Genomic DNA, 16,620 nt, shown 5'->3' on the forward strand with positions numbered 1-16,620 from the left:
CACTGTTCCCCGCCCTCGTCCACCTCGCCGAGGGCCGCCCCTGGATACCCGCAACCAGCTAACCCAAGATCAAAGCGATACCTGACCAGTTACGACCACCCGTCCGGGTGAATGAGACTGTCGTCGAATCCGTGTCTCATTTTCGCGAACGCCAGTGGCCCAGTGCGGTGACCAGGTCTGATCGTCTGGGATCACCTTCGGGCGCGGAATTTTCCGCGAACTCCCGTCGAGGCGCGCGGTCAAATAATCCGACTGGCCTTGCTCGGTGACGCAGCCTCTGTCGTCGGGATCCCGCGGGTGGGTGGCTCGGGGGGTTGTTGAGGAGAGCGACAATGCTATCAGCGTCGTCCGACTGCGCCGAGGACGACGAGTTCCTCACCCAGGTGACATCCCGGCTGAGGGAACGTTTCGACGCCGATCTCGCCCTCGCTGGGCGGGTTCATCCGCGCACCAGGCAGCTGACCATACGGTGCGTCGAAGGTATGTCAACGGACCAGTATCTGGGGGCGACCTCGGCGCCGGACCAGGGTATTGGCGCGCAGGTCGTGGCCCTGGGCCGGCACGTGATGACCGTGAACAGAGACACGCACGCGCGGGCCGGTGCCGGCGGAACAGGCCTGATGGACTGCCACGCGGGCATCTGTTCCGTACTCGCGGTTCCACTGCGGCTGGACGGCCGGGTGATGTTCGTCCTGTATCTGGCATGGCGGCCCGAGAAGTCGGTGGGCGCCGCGACGACCAAGGCGGCGCTGTCGTTCGTCCGGCAGCTGGAGTCCTTCGCCGCCCAGGCCGCCAAGACACACGGGATCGACGTGCCGCGGCGATGGAACGTCGACTCCCGGGCGCTGCTCCAGATCGACAGCGAGCTGATGCAGCTGTCCCTGGAGGTCGCCGCGACACCCGCCCGCGAGCGGGTCGCGGCCATCCGAAGCCTGCTTGAGGACAGCGTCCTGGCGTCGATGGCGGGGGAGGAGGCGACGACCGTCGCTCTCACCCGGCGTGAACTGGATGTTCTCGGGCTGGTGGCCGAAGGGCTCTCCAACGCCGAGACGGCGGAGCGGCTCGTGGTGAGCCCGGAGACGGTCAAGGCCTATCTGCGCACCATCCGGAGCAAGCTCGGAGTGCGTAACCGGACGGCCGCCGTCGCCGTGGCTCGGAGGTCCGGCCTGTTGCGGTGACGCCGCGCCTCGGCGCCGTCGGTGCCGCCGTTGTCGCCGCCGTTGTCGCCGTCGCCGTCGCCGTCGCCGTCGCCGTCGCCGTTCCCGCGGACTGGCCGCCTGTTTGCCTGGCGTCTGGGCAGTGGTGGTCGTATGAAGGTGGGAAGGGCATCGTCCCCGCCCCGGGGGCTCATTCACGACCGGCCGGGCGGCGAGCCGTCCTGGGCGACCTGATGGCGGTGAGCTGACATGACTGCGCGGCCCGACCCGGATCCCGATCTCTTAGCGGCGCCGGTCGGGGCGCCGGCTGGCCGTCCACTGGCGGGCCTGCGCGTGGCGGAATGGTCCCGCTCCATCGCCGGCGGTTATGCCGGCCGGACGCTCCACGACGCCGGCGCGCACGTGACCCGCCTCGGCGATCCGGGCGCCCCGTCACCGCGGCCGGCGCTGCGCGGCTACCTGCATCTCGGCAAGGTCGACCAGCCCGGCACCCTGGCCGACGTCGCCTCGCTCGCCGCCGACATCGTCATCCTCGAGCTTCCCGACGCGCCCGACGAGGAGTTCCTCGCGGGCTTCGGGGACGCGGCCGTCGTGGTGATCACTCCATGGGGCCTGCGCGGGCCGTGGGCCGGTACCGGCCGGCCGTGGAGCGAGCTGACGATCCAGGCCGAGTCAGGCTCGCTGGCCATGCGCGGGCTGCCGGGCCGGCCTCCGCTCATGACCGGCAGCTCCGAGGGGCTCTGGGTCACGGGCACGATGGCCGCGGCGGCGGCCGTCGCCGCCGTCCAGGGCGGCCGCGCACACCGGCTGGTCGACGCCCCGCTGCTGGAGGTCACCGCGTACGCCACCAACCTCTTCCAGGACGTGGGTGCCTCCATCACGGGTGTCTCGCCGGCGACGCCGCCGTCGCGCAACCGGCTGAACCCGTCGGTGGAGCCGGCCGCGGATGGCTGGGTCGGCTTCAACCTTGCCTCCGCCCAGAACCACGAGGACTTCGTCGTCCTGATCGAGCGCGCCGACTGGCTCGGCGACCCACAGATGACGACGCACGTCGGCCGCTACCAGCGGTACGAGGAGTTCACCGCCGCGGTGCGGGCCTGGACCAGGCGGCACACCGTCGCCGAGGTGGTGGAGCAGGCATCCGCCTTCCGGATCCCGTGCGCGCCGGTGCACAACGGCCGGACGATCCTGGCGGACCCGCACATCGTCGACCGGGGTTTCTACCAGCCGAACGCGCACGACCCCGGCTTCCTGGAGCCGGCGCCGCCGTTCCTGTTCGACGGCGTCCGCCCGCGGCGCGACAAGGAGCCGCCGCCCGGGGCGCGGGCGGTGACGGAGGCCGGGACTGAGCCGCGGGCGGTGACGGAGGCCGGGACTGAGCCGCGGACGGTGACGGAGGCCGGGACGGAGGCCGGGGCTGAGGCGGGGGCTGGCGTGCCGGACGACGCCCTGCCGTTCGCCGGCCTGCGCGTGCTCGACCTCGGCACCTGGTGGGTCGGCGGCTTCGTCGGTACCGCGCTCGGCGCGCTCGGCGCGGACGTGCTCAAGGTGGAGAGCACCCGGCGCGTCGACGGCGCCCGCCTCGTCGGCCCCGCCCCGGCGACCCAGGACCACTGGTGGGAGCAGGGCGCGTTCTACCTGGGCGGGAACAGCGGCAAGCGCGGCGTCACCGTCGACTTCTCCGTTCCCGCCGGCCGGGAGCTGCTGGCGCGGCTGATCGCCGGGGCCGACGTGCTGATCGAGAACTACTCGCCGCGGGTGCTCGAGTCGGCCGGGCTCGACTGGGACGCCGTCCACCAGCTCAACCCGCGGCTGGTCATGCTCCGGATGCCGGCGTTCGGGCTGACGGGGCCGCGCCGGTCGATGGTCGGCTACGCGCAGACCGTCGAGCAGTTCTCCGGCTTGTGCTGGCGGACCGGCTACCCGGACGCCGACCCGCACAACCCCAGCGGCCCCGCCGACCCGATGGCCGCCGCCAACTCGCTCTTCGCGCTCTCGTCGGCGCTGTTCACCGCCCGTCGGACGGGCAGGGGAATGCTCGTCGAGTCGCCGCTGGCCGAGGCGGCGCTGGTGATGGCCAGCGAGCAGGTCCTCGCGTGGACCTCCGAGGGCGCTCTGCTGGAACGGCTGGGCAACCGGGACGCCGTCGCCGCCCCGCAGGGCGTGTTCCCGACGGCCGAACCCGACCGCTGGATCGCCCTCACCGTCGCGGATGACCAGCAGTGGCGGGCTCTCGCCACGTTGATGGACCCCGGCCGCCGGGCCGGCGCCGACCCGGAGCTCGCGACCGCCGACGGGCGGCGGGCCCGGGCCGACGACCTCGAGAAGCGGATCGCCGCGTGGACCGCCGGGCAGGAACGCGAAGCGCTCGTCGAGCGGCTGCTCGCGGCGGGCATCCCGGCGGGCGAGGCCCGGGACGGCCGGTTCATCCACGACCATCCGCACCTGGCCGCTCGTGGCTTCTACCAGCTGGTCGAGCTGCCTTGGCCGGGAGCCATCCCGCTGCCGCTGCTACCGGTCCGCGCCGCCTCCGGTGGCTGGGCACACCGCCGACGCCCGCCGACGCTCGGCGAGCACAACGCCGAGGTGCTCGGCGCCGAGCTGGGCCTCGACGAGACCCGCCTCGCCGAGCTCGCGGCGGACGGCGTCATCGGGACCGTGCCGCTGGGCGTCTGATCAGACCCGGTGCCGGCCGGGGCTGGGGGACGTCGGATGAGCTCGTGGTCTCAGGTCGCCGCCAGCGAGCGCAGGACGGTGGTCAGCGCCGCGGCGCCGGCCTCGCAGTCGGCCGGCTCGGCGTGCTCCTCCGGTGAGTGGGAGACGCCGGTCGGGTTGCGTACGAACAGCATGGCCGAGCGGATGCCGTGCGCGGCGAGCACGCCGGCGTCGTGTCCCGCGCCGGTGCCGATGACCGGAGCCCCGCCGAGCAGCTCCGCGAGACCGGCCGCCAGCGCCGGGTCGAAGAGGGTGGTGGCGGTGAACGACTCCTCGACGGCGCGGACGCCCAGGGCGTCCTCGATCGACGGGACCAGGCGGCGGACGGCCTCCTCGTCGGCGCCGCGGCCGTCGAGCCACCCGGTCGCCGCCGAGGGGATCGCGTTGACCCCGTTCGGGATCATGCGCACCTTGCCCACGGTCGCGACGCAGCCCAGCCCGGTCGCCACCTCGCGGGCCTTCAGGATCAGCGCCGCGAGCTTCAGCGCCGGGTCGTCGCGGTCGGCCAGCCGGGTCGTGCCCGCGTGGTTCGCCTCGCCGGCGAAGTCGAAACGCCAGCGCCCGTGTGGCCAGATCGAGGAGGCGACCGCGACGGGCGAGCCCTCGTCGACCAGCCACCGCCCCTGCTCGATGTGCAGCTCGACGAAGGTGCCGACCCGCGCGAGGGCCGCGTCGTCGCGGTCGAACCCGTCAGGGTCGCGGCCGGCGCGGGTGAGCGCCTCGGCGAGCGTGACGCCGTCACCGTCCGCGAGCGCGAGCGCCCGGTCGCGCGGCATGGCGCCGGTCAGTACCCGCGAGCCGGTGCAGGCGACGCCGAATCGGGCGCCTTCCTCGTCGACGAGGTTCGCGACGCCGATCGCGCGGGCCGGGACGAAACCGTCGCGGCGCAGCGCCTCGACGGCGCGCAGAGCCGAGACCACGCCGAGCGGGCCGTCGAAGTTGCCGCCGCCGGGTACCGAGTCGAGGTGCGATCCGGCCACCACGCCGGGGCGCCCGGCCGCCAGGGACGCGTCAGGATCGCCCCACCAGGCCCACTGGTTCCCCACCCGGTCCTCGGTGACGGCCAGCCCCGTGGCCTCGGCCGCGCCGCGGAACCACTCCCGCAGTGTGAGGTCCTCGTCCGTCCAGGCGAAGCGGCGGTAGCCCCCGGTCGGGGAGCGCCCGACACCGGCGAGGTCGCCCAGCATGCTCTCGACGGACATCAGGCTCAAGGCTCCTTCAACGCTCGTACTGCCATCGCTTGTCGCTTGCCACTCGTCGGCGTCGCCGACCGCTCGCGGCTTGCCGCTTGTCGCGCGTGGCTCAGCGCATCTCGCCGGCGCCGACATACGGGTACCGGCTCGTCAGCGGGTTCCCCTCGGCGAAGCGCTCGAGGCGGAAGTCGGCCGCCGGGATGTCCGGGTCGTGGCTGTCACCGTCGAGGATCAGGTCGGCCATCAGCGTGCCGACCGCAGGGCTGATCTTGAAGCCGTGGCCGGAGAATCCGGCCGCGAGGAACAGCCCGGCCGCGCCGGCCGGCGCGATGACCGGATTCCAGTCGGGCGTGACGTCGTAGCAGCCGGCGTAGGTGTGCGCCACGGACGGCTCGGGGAACCCGCCGAAACGGTGCAGCACCTTCTCGGCCGCCCGCTCCAGCCCGGCCTCGCCGGCCTGGTTGGAGTAGTCGTCCGGGTCGGCGAACGTCGGCTGGCTGTGGTCGCTGTTGCCGACCAGCAGCTCGCCCGAGCCCTCGACGCGCGCGTACTGCAGGCTGACCAGGTCGGAGAGCACCGGCAGGTCCCGCAGCGGCTCGCCGGCGTCGACGACCAGCAGCTCCGAGCGCAGCGACCGGACGGGCAGGTCGACGCCGACGCCGGCCATCAGGCCTCCCGACCACCAGCCCGCGGCCACGACGACGATGTCGGCCTCGACCACCTCGCCGCCGGCGAGCTCGACGCCGGTCACCGCGTCGCCACGGGTCAGGACGCGCGTCACGGGCGTGCCCTGCCGGATGCGGGCGCCGTCGTCGCGGGCCTCGCGGCCGAAGTGGTTCGCGAGCTGTGAGGCGTCGGCATACCCCCCGCGGGGCTCATAGGAGAAGGCCGCGAGGTCGTCGAGGCGCAGGTACGGCCAGAGTCCGCCCGCCCGGTCGTGGGAGATCATCTCCACGTCGATCCCGAGCCCTTGGTGGATCTCGGTGTTGGCGCGCAGCGGTTCCACGTTCTCGGCGCCCACGGCGACCAGGTAACCGACCTGCCTGAACCCGACGGCCTCGCCGAGCTCCTCGAACACTGGCAGGCTGCGCCAGGCCATCGCGGCGATGSACGGCACACCGTAGTGGCATCGCACGATGCCACTGGACTTGCCGGTCCCGCCGCTCGCCAGCGTCGCGCGTTCGAGCACGAGCACGTCGCGCACCCCGCGGGCGGTCAGGGCGCGGGCGATCGCGAGACCGATCAGCCCCCCACCGACGATCACGACTCGCCCGCCGGTCACGGCACCCTCCGCTCCACCGGGCCTCCAGGCCCACCGACCCTCGGGCCCACTGGCCTCGCGGCCCGTCCGCGTCGAAGCCAGGCCGTCGACGCTAGTCAACGCGAGAGCACTTGGCGGGTCTGGTGGTGCGGCGTTACCGGCGTCACTATGTGAAATCCGGTTTCACTTGCCGGGGTCGAGGCCAGGGGAGAGGAACGAGAATGTTGCTGCGGAACAAGACGACCGTTGTCACCGGGGTGGGCAGTGGCCTGGGCCGGGAGATGGCCACGGCCATGCTCGCCGCCGGCGCGAACGTGGTCGTCGCCGCTCGCTCGGCGGACGGCTTACGCCAGACCGCCAAGGAGCTCGACCCGACGGGTGAGCGGATTCTCGCGCACCCGGCGGATATCTGCGACGACGAGAGCTGCCGGTCGCTCGTCGCCGCGGCCGTGGACCGCTTCGGCTCGGTCGACGGCGTGGTCCAGGTCGCCGCCTTCGAGGACGCGTTCGGCGGGCTGTTCGACGCGGATCTCACCAAATGGAGCAGGGCCTTCGACACGAACGTCGTCGGCAGTCTCCGGCTGCTGCGCGCCGCCGTCCCGGTCATGAAGGAGCGAGGCGGCGGCTCGGTCGTCCTGGTCGGCAGCCAGTCGGCGTTCAAGGTCGCGATGCCCCAGGCGGGCTACGCGGCGTCGAAGGGCGCCCTGCTGTCGGCGATGTACTACCTCGCCGACGAGCTCGGCCCCGACGGGATCCGCGTGAACACGGTCGTGCCCAGCTGGATGTGGGGGCCCAACGTCCAGCTCTACGTCGACTTCCGTGCCCAGACGGAGGGGAGGACGACCGACGAGATCCTCGCGGAGATCACCGGCGGGTTCCCCCTGCGCCGCATGACGGAGGACCGTGAGGTGGCCGACACGGCGGTGTTCTTCTGCTCGGACCTGTCCAGGGCCGTCACCGGCCAGTACCTCCTGGTCAACAGCGGCGAGTTGATGCGTTAGCCGGCGTACGGCATGCCCGCGCTGAGCGTGCCAGGGCCGTGGATACACGGGTGCGGGGCCGCCGGGCTGTGCGAGCCCGCGCCCGCGCCATGCCTGGGTCGCTTTTCACGGTCCCGCGCCCACCGTCGTGGGCGAGTAGGCCGGCCTGAACGTGCCAGACGTTCTCGTCGATGCCCGCACGGCGCATGGCGCATGGCGAACGGACTTTAGAAGCGGCGCTGGATCCTGCTCGACGCGGCGGGCGGCGCCACCCGATCGGGCCGAGCGGAACGGCTCCAGGCTGTCACCGCGCCACCAAGACKATCATCGACCTGCTGGCATCGGCACTGCTTCCCACCAGCAGTGAAACGTAATGGAAAGAAATGGGGAACACTGAGGGTGATCACGGCAGTTCGTTGAAATTGGTACTTCCGCCAGATCACGACGGGCACCATGCTCCGGAGGAGAACCTTCCCTTAGGAGTAGAACACCTGTGGCACATCTCAGAGCACGCCGCCGGATCAGGGCACATCGCTGGATCACGGCCGCGAGTCTGCCGATCGTGGTCGGGGCCACCCTGACGACCCTCGCGGCTCCCGCGAAGGCACTCTCGACCGACGTCGTCATCTCCGCCGTCTACGGCGGCGGCGGCAACTCGGGAGCGGCCTTCAAGAACGACTTCATCGAGCTTGCGAACCGTACGTCCAGCCCGATCAGCGTCGAGGGCTGGAGCGTTCAGTACGCCTCAGCGGCGGGTGTCGTCTTCCAGATGACGGCCCTGCACGGCTCGATCCCGGCGAACGGCCGTTACCTGGTCCAGGAGGCCGCCGGAGCGGGCGGCACGCTCGACCTGCCGGCCCCCGACGCCACAGGCAGCGTCCCGATGTCGGGCACCTCCGGCGTCGTCGCCCTGAGCACCTCCACCATCCCGCTGATCGGCTGCGGCATCTCCTGCTCCACCGCGCCGAACGTCAAGGACCTCGTCGGCTATGGCGCCACCGCCAACGTCGAGACCCTCGCCGCTCCGGGGCTGACCAACACGACGGCCGACGCCCGCGGCGGCTCCCTCGTCGACACCGACAACAACTCGGTCGACTTCACCTCGGGCGTGCCGAAGGCCACCAACACGGCCGGCGCCACGGTGACCGCCACCGACAACCCGGGCGGGCCGACCGACCCGACACCCGGCTCCACCCGGATCCACGACATCCAGGGCTCCGGCCGGATCTCCCCGATCGTCGGCCAGAACGTGACCAACGTGCCCGGCATCGTGACGGCCGTCCGCAGCACGGGCAGCTCCCGTGGCTACTGGATGCAGGACCCGTCGGCTGACGCCGACCCGCTGACCAGCGAAGGCGTCTTCGTCTTCATGGGCACCACCACCCCCGCCGTCGCCATCGGCGACTCGGTGCTGGCCACCGGCCGGGTCAGCGAGTTCCGTCCCGCCACCGGTGCGCAGACGCTGACCGAGATCGGCGGCACGGTCAGCACCGTCAAGCTGACCAGCGGCAACGCGCTCCCCGCGCCGATCCCCGTCGTCTTCGCCGACGCCTTCACCAAGACGGGCGCCCTCGAGGCCCAGCCGCTTGAGCCGGACTCGTACGTGCTCGACTGGCTGGAGGTCCACGAGGGCATGCGGGTCACCGTCGCCCAGAGCACCCGTCTCGTCAGCCCGGTCAACACCGAGTTCGGCGAGCTGTGGGTCACCCTGAAGCCGAACCAGAACCCGACCCCGCGTGGCGGCACGGCGTACGAGTCCTACGCCGACCCCAACAGCGGCCGTCTGATGCTCGCGGCCCTGAACGGCGCCCCCGCCGCCAATGTCGGTTCCACCCTTGCGGGCGGCTCGATCGGTGTCGTCGACTACCAGTCGTTCGGTGGGTACGTCATCCAGACCACCAACCTCGCCGCCATCACGGACGGCGGCCTCAAGCGGCAGATGGTCACCGCGCCGAAGAAGGCCGGCGACCTGTCCATCGCCACCTACAACGTCGAGAACCTCACCGCCGGCGACCCCGACACCAAGTTCGCGCGGCTGGCCCAGGCCGTCGTCGTGAACCTCGGCAAGCCCGACATCCTCGCCCTGGAGGAGATCCAGGACAACAACGGCGTCGCCGATGGCGGCGTCGTCGCCGCCGACCAGACCGTCAACAAGTTCATCGCGGCGATCGTGGCGGCCGGTGGCCCGACCTACGACTGGCGGTCGATCAACCCGAACAACGGCACCGACGGTGGCGCCCCCGACGGCAACATCCGCCAGGTGTTCCTGTTCAACCCGGCCCGGACGACCTTCGTCGACCGTCCCGGCGGCGACGCCAACACGGCCGTGACCGTGCAGAAGGAGCGCCCGACCAGCAACCAGATCTTCCTGTCGGCCTCTCCCGGCCGCATCGACCCGACCAGCTCCGCCTGGAACGCCAGCCGCAAGCCCCTGGTCGGCGAGTTCAACTACGACGGCAACAAGCAGCTGTTCGTCATCGCCAACCACTTCACCAGCAAGGGTGGCGACGCTCCCCTCACCGCCGCGGTACAGCCGCCGAACCGGAGCTCCGAGGTTCAGCGCGACGCCCAGGCGTCCGAGGTTCGCGACTTCGTCGCCGACCTGGCCGCCAAGAGCGGCAACACCGCTCGCGTGGTCGTGCTGGGTGACCTCAACGACTACCAGTTCAGCCCGACGTTGGTGACGCTGACCAACGACGGCGCGCTGTTGAAGACGCTGATCAACGATCTGCCCCTGAACGAGCGGTACAGCTACGTGTTCGACGGCAACTCGCAGACGCTGGACCACATCCTGATCAGCCCGACCATCATGGGCTACTCGTACGGTGTGGTGCACATCAACGCCGAGTTCTCCGACCAGGCCAGCGACCACGACCCGCAGATCATTCGGATTCTGACGGGATGTGGGTCCACGCCGCTGCCCGAGCGCTGCCGCCCCGGTAACCCCGTGGTGGATGTCCCGTAACACCTTCTCGCGGTAGGAAAGCGCCCGTCCTCCTCCCCGGAGGACGGGCGCTTTCTGTTTCACGGGGGGGGGTCGACGAGGTGGCGGTTGACGGGGTGACGGAACCACCGAGACGAGGCCGTCTTGTCGCGGAGGTGCTGGCCAGAGCCACCGACCCGACCGGGTGGGAGGCGGGCTGGGACGTGCCGGTGACGGCGGCCGGATGGCGAGAGCACGTGGGGTGGTGGCCGGGCAGCCTTCGGAAGGGGTCTGTAAGGTCCTGGCTACCTTGCGAGTAGGAGTGCCTCATGCGCCGGTTATTCGCGATGACTACATGTGCTCTGGTGGTGGCGAACGGAGTCCGGCTGCGAGGGCGGCTGAAGGGCCTCGCCAGGGCCGATGAGAGCAACGACCCGGTCGACGGGGCGCACGCCTTTCTCGTCGCGGCCGGGGTCGGGCTGCCGGAGGACGCTCGCCGGGCCGCGAGCGCGCGCGCTCGGCGCCACGGGCTCGACGTGCTCGACCTCGTGCCGGCGGATCTCCCGCCGGAGCGGGTGCTCGACCTCGCCCGGCTGGTGGACACGTCCCGGTACCGCGCCAACCGCTTCGCGCCCGGCAGGGGAGCGGGCCAGGCGCTGCTCGTCGCCCGGGAGATTCTCGCCCGCGCGAACGTCGAGGAGCGAGACGACTACTCCGAGCTCGAACTGGCGAGGCTGACGCACCGGCTCAAGCAGTACGCGCCGTCGACGACCGATCTGGCCGTCATGCCGGGCCTGACGGCCGCCCCTGGCGGTGGCGTGGCGGAACGGGTCCAGCTGCGATTAGCCGCCTACCACCACCCCTACCAGTCGATGGCGGTCCTGCCAGTGGCGCGCACCGCCGCCGTGGCTGCCTCGTGTCTGGCGAGCCCTGCGTGGGGCCTCGCGGCGCTGGCGGCGACCACCGCGCAGCCCGCCGCTATCGCCGCCGGGCGGTTCTCCCCGGCGGCTGGCGACATGATCGCGCTCTCGGCCCGCAGGCTCGTCGGATGGCCGGCGTTCGCCGTCCTGGCCGCCCGCGCGACGGCCCAGAAGGCAGTCCGCGCGCGTCGGGAAGGGCGGGAAGGAGCGGTAGCCGACTCCGAGGAGCGCCGCCGCCGGGCGCTCTACCAGGGGGAGATCGCCACCGGGGTGGCGAGGATGCTCGACGAACGACGCGAGTCCTGCCCGTGGTGTGGGTCGGTGGCGCTCGTGCCGCGTGCCGAGACCGCCGACATCACCCTGCGCAAGCCCGGTCGGTTCCGGTACGACCAGTGCCAGGACTGCCAGCACGTCTTCCTGAATCCGAGACTCGCGCCGGCCGGCCTCGACTTCTACTACCGGGACTTCTACGACGGGCTGCAGACAGAACAGATCGAGGGCATGTTCGCCGCGTCCGATCTCGGCTACCGGGCGCGGGCGAAGCTGCTGCCGTCGGAGGCGAGACCCACCAGCTGGCTCGACGTGGGCGCCGGGTACGGCCACTTCTGCCTCGTCGCGGCCGGGCTGCTGCCCGACGTGACGTTCGACGCGGTCGACATGGGCCACGGGATCGACGAGGCGGAACGGCGCGGCTGGGTGGGCCGCGCGTACCGGAAGATGTTTCCCGACCTCGTCGACGAGATCGCCGGCCGCTACGACGTGATCAGCATGTTCCACTACCTGGAGCACACGCCCGACCCGCGGGCCGAGCTCGACACGGCGGCCGAGGCCCTGCCCGCCGGCGGACACCTGATCATCGAGGTTCCGCACGCGCAGGGGCCGTCGTTCCGCCTCTTCCGCGGTTTCTGGGTCGGCCTGTGCCCGCCCCAGCACCTGCACCTCATCTCGCCCGACGAGCTCGTCAGGGCGCTCGCCGAACGCGGCCTGCGGACGGTGAAGATCGAGTTCGGCCCGGCGCACATGTTCGGCGACGCCGTCGGAGCGGTCTTCTACCTGACCCAGAAGCTGCAGCCGAACCCCACTCTGCCCTGGCTGCCCTACGAGGCCACCGCCTGGCGGCGCACCCGCCGGCTCGCCGCCCAGACAGTCGCCGCGCCGCTCTTTCCCCTCGCCGCCGTCGTGGACGCGGTGATGCTGCCGTTCCTGCTGACCGGCCGGCGGTCGAACGTCTACCGCGTCGTCGCCCGCAAGGAACCCGTCATCCGGCCAGCCCCGCGTGGCGAGGCCGCCTGACCGAAGGGAACCCGTCGACGCCGGCCCGCGCTGTAACGTCTGGCCGGTAGCTGCCGGCGGCCGGCGTGCCTTCACGGGTGGCGTCGGCGCGGGTCGTGGGCGGTGGTAGTCACCCGGAGGGCCGTATGGCTGACCACGTAGTGATCGGCAAGTCGGGACGGGTGACCGGGAAAATCGCGCCGGGGATGGTCGGCGAGGTCATGCTGCCCGTGCGCGGCGGGTCGGAGGCCTTCCACGCCTATGCCGAGGATGGCGAGGCCACGATCACCGTCGGTTCACGAGTGCTCGTCGTCGAGCATTTCCCGCCGAGGACCGTGGTGGTCGTACGGATGTGACGGCCCGCTTCTGGTACGGGTTCGGCGACCGAAGACCCTTGTTTTCGGGCGGACATCTGTAACAATTCCGCTCCGGAAGCGCCCTCGCGGCTCCTGGTCGGAAAGGTTGTGAGGCTCCGCCCGGCCAGTCCTGACCGCACTTCCGTGTAGAAGAAGAAACCGACCGGGCGGCCGGAAAGTCCGGCCACCGAGCCCGGGGTCGGCTGGCGCGTGGGAAACCTGGAGGCGTCGTGCTGCTCATTGCCATCGTCGCGGTCGTGGTTGGCGTCCTGCTGGCGGTGGGACTGTTCAGGCTGATGTGGCGGGTCGCCGAGCCCAACGAGGCGCTGATTATCTCCGGCCTGCGCGCGCGTAAAGGGCCGGTCGACTCGGTGGTGGAAAGCCTCGGATTCAAGATCGTGACGGGCAAGGGCGTGCTCGTCCTGCCGGGGGTGCAGACGGTCCGCAAGATGTCGCTCGACCTGCGGGCCGCGCAGCTCGGCATCGACTGCGTCACCCAGCAGGGCATTCCGGTCGGCATCCGCGGCGTCGTCATCTTCAAGGTCGGCGACGACCTCGTCTCGATCGCGAACGCCGCCCGCCGGTTCCTCGACCAGCAGGACCAGATGGACACCCGGGTGCACAACGTCTTCGCCGGCCACCTGCGGGCCATCGTCGGCCAGCTCACCATCGAGGACCTCATCCGCGACCGCGAGAAGCTGACCCAGCTGACCCGGGCGAGCTCCGGCACCGAGATGGAGAAGCTCGGGCTGATCGTCGACTCGCTGCAGATCCAGGAGATCGACGACCCGACGGGCTACATCCACAACCTCGGCCGGCCGCATGTCGCCGCCGTGGCCGCCCAGGCACGGATCGCCGAGGCCGAGGCCGATCGGCAGGCAGCCGAGCAGGAGCAGATCGCCCTCGCGCTCAAGGCGGAGGCGAGCCGGAACAGCTCGATCAAGCGGTCCGGCTTCCAGGCCGAGGTCGACGAGGCCGCGGCCCGGGCCACCCAGGCCGGCCCGCTGGCCGAGGCCGTCGCCAACCAGCAGGTCGTCGTCGAGCAGACCAAGGTCGCGGAGCTGGAGGCGAACAGGGAGGAGCAGCGGCTGCAGGCCATCGTTCGCAAGCCGGCCGACGCACGCGCGTACGAGAAGGCCACCCTGGCGCGCGCCGACCGAGACGCCAAGATCAGCTCGGCCGAGGCGGACGCCCGCCAGATCCAGCTGGCCGCCGAGGCCAACGCGACCAGGGTCCGCGCCGAGGCGGGCGCGAGGGCGCAGCAGATCGAGCTGCTGGCGACGGCCGACGCCGAGTCGACCCGCAAGGCCGGTGAGGCGAGTGCTCAGGCCAAGCGGTCGGTCGGCGTGGCCGAGGCGGACGCGCTGCGCGCCCATGGCCTGGCCGAGGCGGAGGCGATCAAGGCGCGCGCCGACGCGCTCGCCGTCAACCAGGACGCCGTCATCGGCCAGGAACTCGCCCAGCAGTGGCCGGCCATCGTGGAGGCCGCGGCGAAGCCGTTCGGCGCGATCGACCAGCTGATCGTGCTGAACGGGGCGACCGGCCTCTCCGAAGCCCTCGCCCAGGCGCTCTCCCAGGGCACGAGCGCCTTCCAGATGGCTCGCACCATGCTCGGCGGCAACGGCAACGGCAACGGCGGCACGCCAGGCCACGCCACATCCACCTCACCGGAGAGCACCGCTCCACCTCCGCCCGGCAGGCTGCACGGCACGCCTGCCCCTGGCGACCGCGGCTAGCCGGAGACCCCTGGGCGGCGAGGCGACGGGGCGGGTCAGGCCACCTCCAGCCTGGTGGCGCCCGCTGCCTCGTCGGGCTCGGGCTCCGCCGCCGAGACGCCGGCGGGCAGCCGCAGCGCGCACAGGAGGGTCGCGACGGCGGCCCCGGCGGCGGCGATGAACGCCCACCGCATCCCGGCCACGAACGCGTCGGACGACGCCACGCCCGCGTTCGTGAGCTGGTCGGACCTGGTCTCGAGGATGACGACCATCATGGCCGTGCCGAGGGCGCCGGCCACCTGCATGATCGTGCCGAGCAGCGAGCTGCCGTGCGAGTAGAGCTGCGACGGCAGGGCGCCGAGCCCGATGGTGAACACCGGGGTGAGCACCGCGGCCAACGAGGCCATCAGCACGACGTGCGCCCCGAGCAGCAGCAGATAAGGCGTGTCGGCGCCAGTCCGGCTGAGCACGCCGAGCGCGATGGCCGAACCGGCGGCGCCCGGAATGACGAGGGGACGGGCCCCGAACCGGTCGAAGAGACGGCCGACCGCCGGGCCCAGCAGCCCCATCGCCAGACCGCCCGGCATGACCAGCAGCCCGGTCTTGAGCGAGCTGAGGTGGCGCACATCCTGCAGGTACAGCGGAAGCAGGAACATCGAGCCCAGGAAAGCCATGTTCACGGCCGCCATCAGCAGCAGAGAGATCCGGAACGGCCGGTGAGCGAGGGTGCGCAGGTCCAGCAGCGGGCCGCCTGTCCGCTGCAGGCGCACCTGCAGCGCCGCGAAGGACGCGATCAGGGCGACACCGCCGCCGGCGATCAGCGCCACGACGATCCCACTGCGGGCGCCGACCTCGCTGAGCCCGAACAGCAGCCCGCCGAAGCCGAGCGCGGCCAGGGCGACGCTGGTCCAGCTCACGGAGCTCGTCTTGGTCTCGCCCACGTTCTCCAGCTGGCGCAGCCCGGCGACGGCGACGACAAGCGCGGCCGGGAGAACGAACACGAAGATCAGCCGCCACGACCCCAGCTGGAGGATGGCCCCGGACACGGCGGGGCCGAGCGCCGGCGCGCACGACATCGCCATCGTCACGTTCCCCATCACGCGGCCGCGGTCCTGCTCGGGGACGACGGTCATCAGCGTCGTCATCAGCAGCGGCATCATCACGGCCGTGCCGGCGGCCTGCACGACCCTGCCGGCGAGCAGGACCGCGAAGACCGGCGCCACAGCGCCGATGACGGTCCCGACGCAGAAGGTCGTCATCGCGATGCCGTAGGCCGTCCGGGTGGTCACCCGCTGCAGGAACCAGCCGGTCACCGGGATCACCGCGGCCATCGTGAGCATGAAGACGGTCGAGAGCCACTGCGCGGTCCGGGGGGTGATGCCGAAGTCGGTCATCAGCCGCGGAACGGCGTTGATCATGATGGTCTCGTTGAGGATCGCGACGAACGTCGCTCCCACCAGCAGTTTGATCACCAGTGGGGTCCCGCGCCGCGCCTCGCTCCCGGAGCCGGCCGCTGGCTCGCGCCCGCCGCCGGTCTCGCGCTCGCCTGGGGAGGTGGTGGCGCTCGCGCCATCCCAGGAGGACGTGTCGTCCGATTGGAGGGTCGCGGTCATCAGTGTCCTTCGGGTCGCGGGTTCTCGGGGGCTTGGAGGTGTCGGGTTGGCGGTTTCGGGCTTCGAGGTCTCGGGGTTCGGAGGGACTGAGGGCGAGTGAGCTGCCGGCCGGCCCGCCACACGTATGCTCCGCGGCGGCCTGACCCGTACGACGAGTACGACCGGGCCTGGGCCGAGAACTCATCGGCGCGGCGGTGAGGCGGCCCGACCCTGAGGTGGGGTCTGGCATCACTCTCACCCAGACCACCGACAGTTCCGGGTGCGGGCCGAACCGCCGACGCGTGTCTCGGCGGCGGCCGTGGCCGGTCCAGGTCCGAACGGTGGCACCAACGGGAGCGGAGCCCCACCCTCTTGCCACGGGATGCCACTGGCTTTCCGAGCATGGACGAGGCCCCGCGAGGCGCGCAACGGCTTTTCCACCGCGCCGCCCAGGTTTCCGCTCGGACCAACCCGGACCAAGGAGTCCTCGGGCACGGCCCTGAGGCAGGGCGATGGTCCCGTTGGCGACTGGTTTT

11 protein-coding genes are annotated in these 16,620 nt (G+C 71.7%); 8 read left to right on the top strand and 3 right to left on the bottom strand.

The features are described from left to right. The first annotated feature begins 332 nt into the window (after window positions 1-332). From BL253_RS35325 to BL253_RS35335, 3 genes are read left to right on the top strand one after another with little or no spacing between them, the layout of a single operon-like run. Window positions 333-1,178, top strand: a complete 846-nt coding sequence (locus BL253_RS35325; protein WP_076822117.1) for a LuxR C-terminal-related transcriptional regulator — start codon at window positions 333-335, stop codon at window positions 1,176-1,178. Further along, a complete protein-coding gene (locus BL253_RS35330; RefSeq protein ID WP_076822119.1) occupies window positions 1,175-1,405 on the top strand; it encodes a hypothetical protein in 231 nt (76 codons plus the stop codon). Before BL253_RS35325 ends, BL253_RS35330 begins: the two co-directional genes overlap by 4 nt. Before the next feature lies 1 nt (window position 1,406). Further along, window positions 1,407-3,833 (top strand): CaiB/BaiF CoA-transferase family protein, encoded by a 2,427-nt coding sequence (locus BL253_RS35335; RefSeq protein WP_081439014.1) that lies wholly within the window; start codon window positions 1,407-1,409, stop codon window positions 3,831-3,833. 50 nt (window positions 3,834-3,883) lie between these two features. Here the strand turns inward: BL253_RS35335 and BL253_RS35340 are convergent, their stop codons facing one another. After that, window positions 3,884-5,074: an allantoate amidohydrolase gene (locus BL253_RS35340; RefSeq protein ID WP_076822121.1), complete on the bottom strand. Its 1,191-nt coding sequence runs from the start codon at window positions 5,072-5,074 to the stop codon at window positions 3,884-3,886. Between the two features lie 100 nt (window positions 5,075-5,174). Further along, window positions 5,175-6,347, bottom strand: coding sequence for an NAD(P)/FAD-dependent oxidoreductase (locus BL253_RS35345; protein ID WP_076822123.1), 1,173 nt, complete (start codon window positions 6,345-6,347; stop codon window positions 5,175-5,177). Between the two features lie 200 nt (window positions 6,348-6,547). On the opposite strand from BL253_RS35345, the gene BL253_RS35350 reads away from it, so the two are divergent. The 5 genes from BL253_RS35350 to BL253_RS35370 all read left to right on the top strand — a co-directional run bounded on the left by BL253_RS35350 (window position 6,548) and on the right by BL253_RS35370 (window position 14,513). Continuing rightward, a complete protein-coding gene (locus BL253_RS35350) occupies window positions 6,548-7,327 on the top strand; it encodes an SDR family oxidoreductase (RefSeq protein ID WP_076822124.1) in 780 nt (259 codons plus the stop codon). A 472-nt stretch (window positions 7,328-7,799) separates the two neighbouring features. Continuing rightward, window positions 7,800-10,271, top strand: a complete 2,472-nt coding sequence (locus BL253_RS35355; protein ID WP_241835426.1) for an endonuclease/exonuclease/phosphatase family protein — start codon at window positions 7,800-7,802, stop codon at window positions 10,269-10,271. 287 nt (window positions 10,272-10,558) lie between these two features. Then, entirely contained in the window at window positions 10,559-12,442 is a 1,884-nt protein-coding gene (locus BL253_RS35360; protein WP_076822126.1) for a class I SAM-dependent methyltransferase, read from the top strand. A gap of 125 nt (window positions 12,443-12,567) precedes the next feature. After that, window positions 12,568-12,777 carry a hypothetical protein gene (locus tag BL253_RS35365; protein WP_096336163.1) on the top strand — a complete coding sequence of 70 codons (210 nt, stop codon included), beginning with the start codon at window positions 12,568-12,570 and terminating at the stop codon, window positions 12,775-12,777. 230 nt (window positions 12,778-13,007) lie between these two features. Further along, window positions 13,008-14,513, top strand: coding sequence for a flotillin family protein (locus tag BL253_RS35370; RefSeq protein ID WP_096336164.1), 1,506 nt, complete (start codon window positions 13,008-13,010; stop codon window positions 14,511-14,513). A 35-nt stretch (window positions 14,514-14,548) separates the two neighbouring features. Here the strand turns inward: BL253_RS35370 and BL253_RS35375 are convergent, their stop codons facing one another. Continuing rightward, window positions 14,549-16,105, bottom strand: a complete 1,557-nt coding sequence (locus BL253_RS35375; RefSeq protein ID WP_076822130.1) for an MDR family MFS transporter — start codon at window positions 16,103-16,105, stop codon at window positions 14,549-14,551. Window positions 16,106-16,620: the final 515 nt, after the last annotated feature.

This window comes from Pseudofrankia asymbiotica (assembly GCF_001983105.1).
In the GTDB taxonomy this organism is placed as follows: Bacteria; Actinomycetota; Actinomycetes; order Frankiales; family Frankiaceae; genus Pseudofrankia; species Pseudofrankia asymbiotica.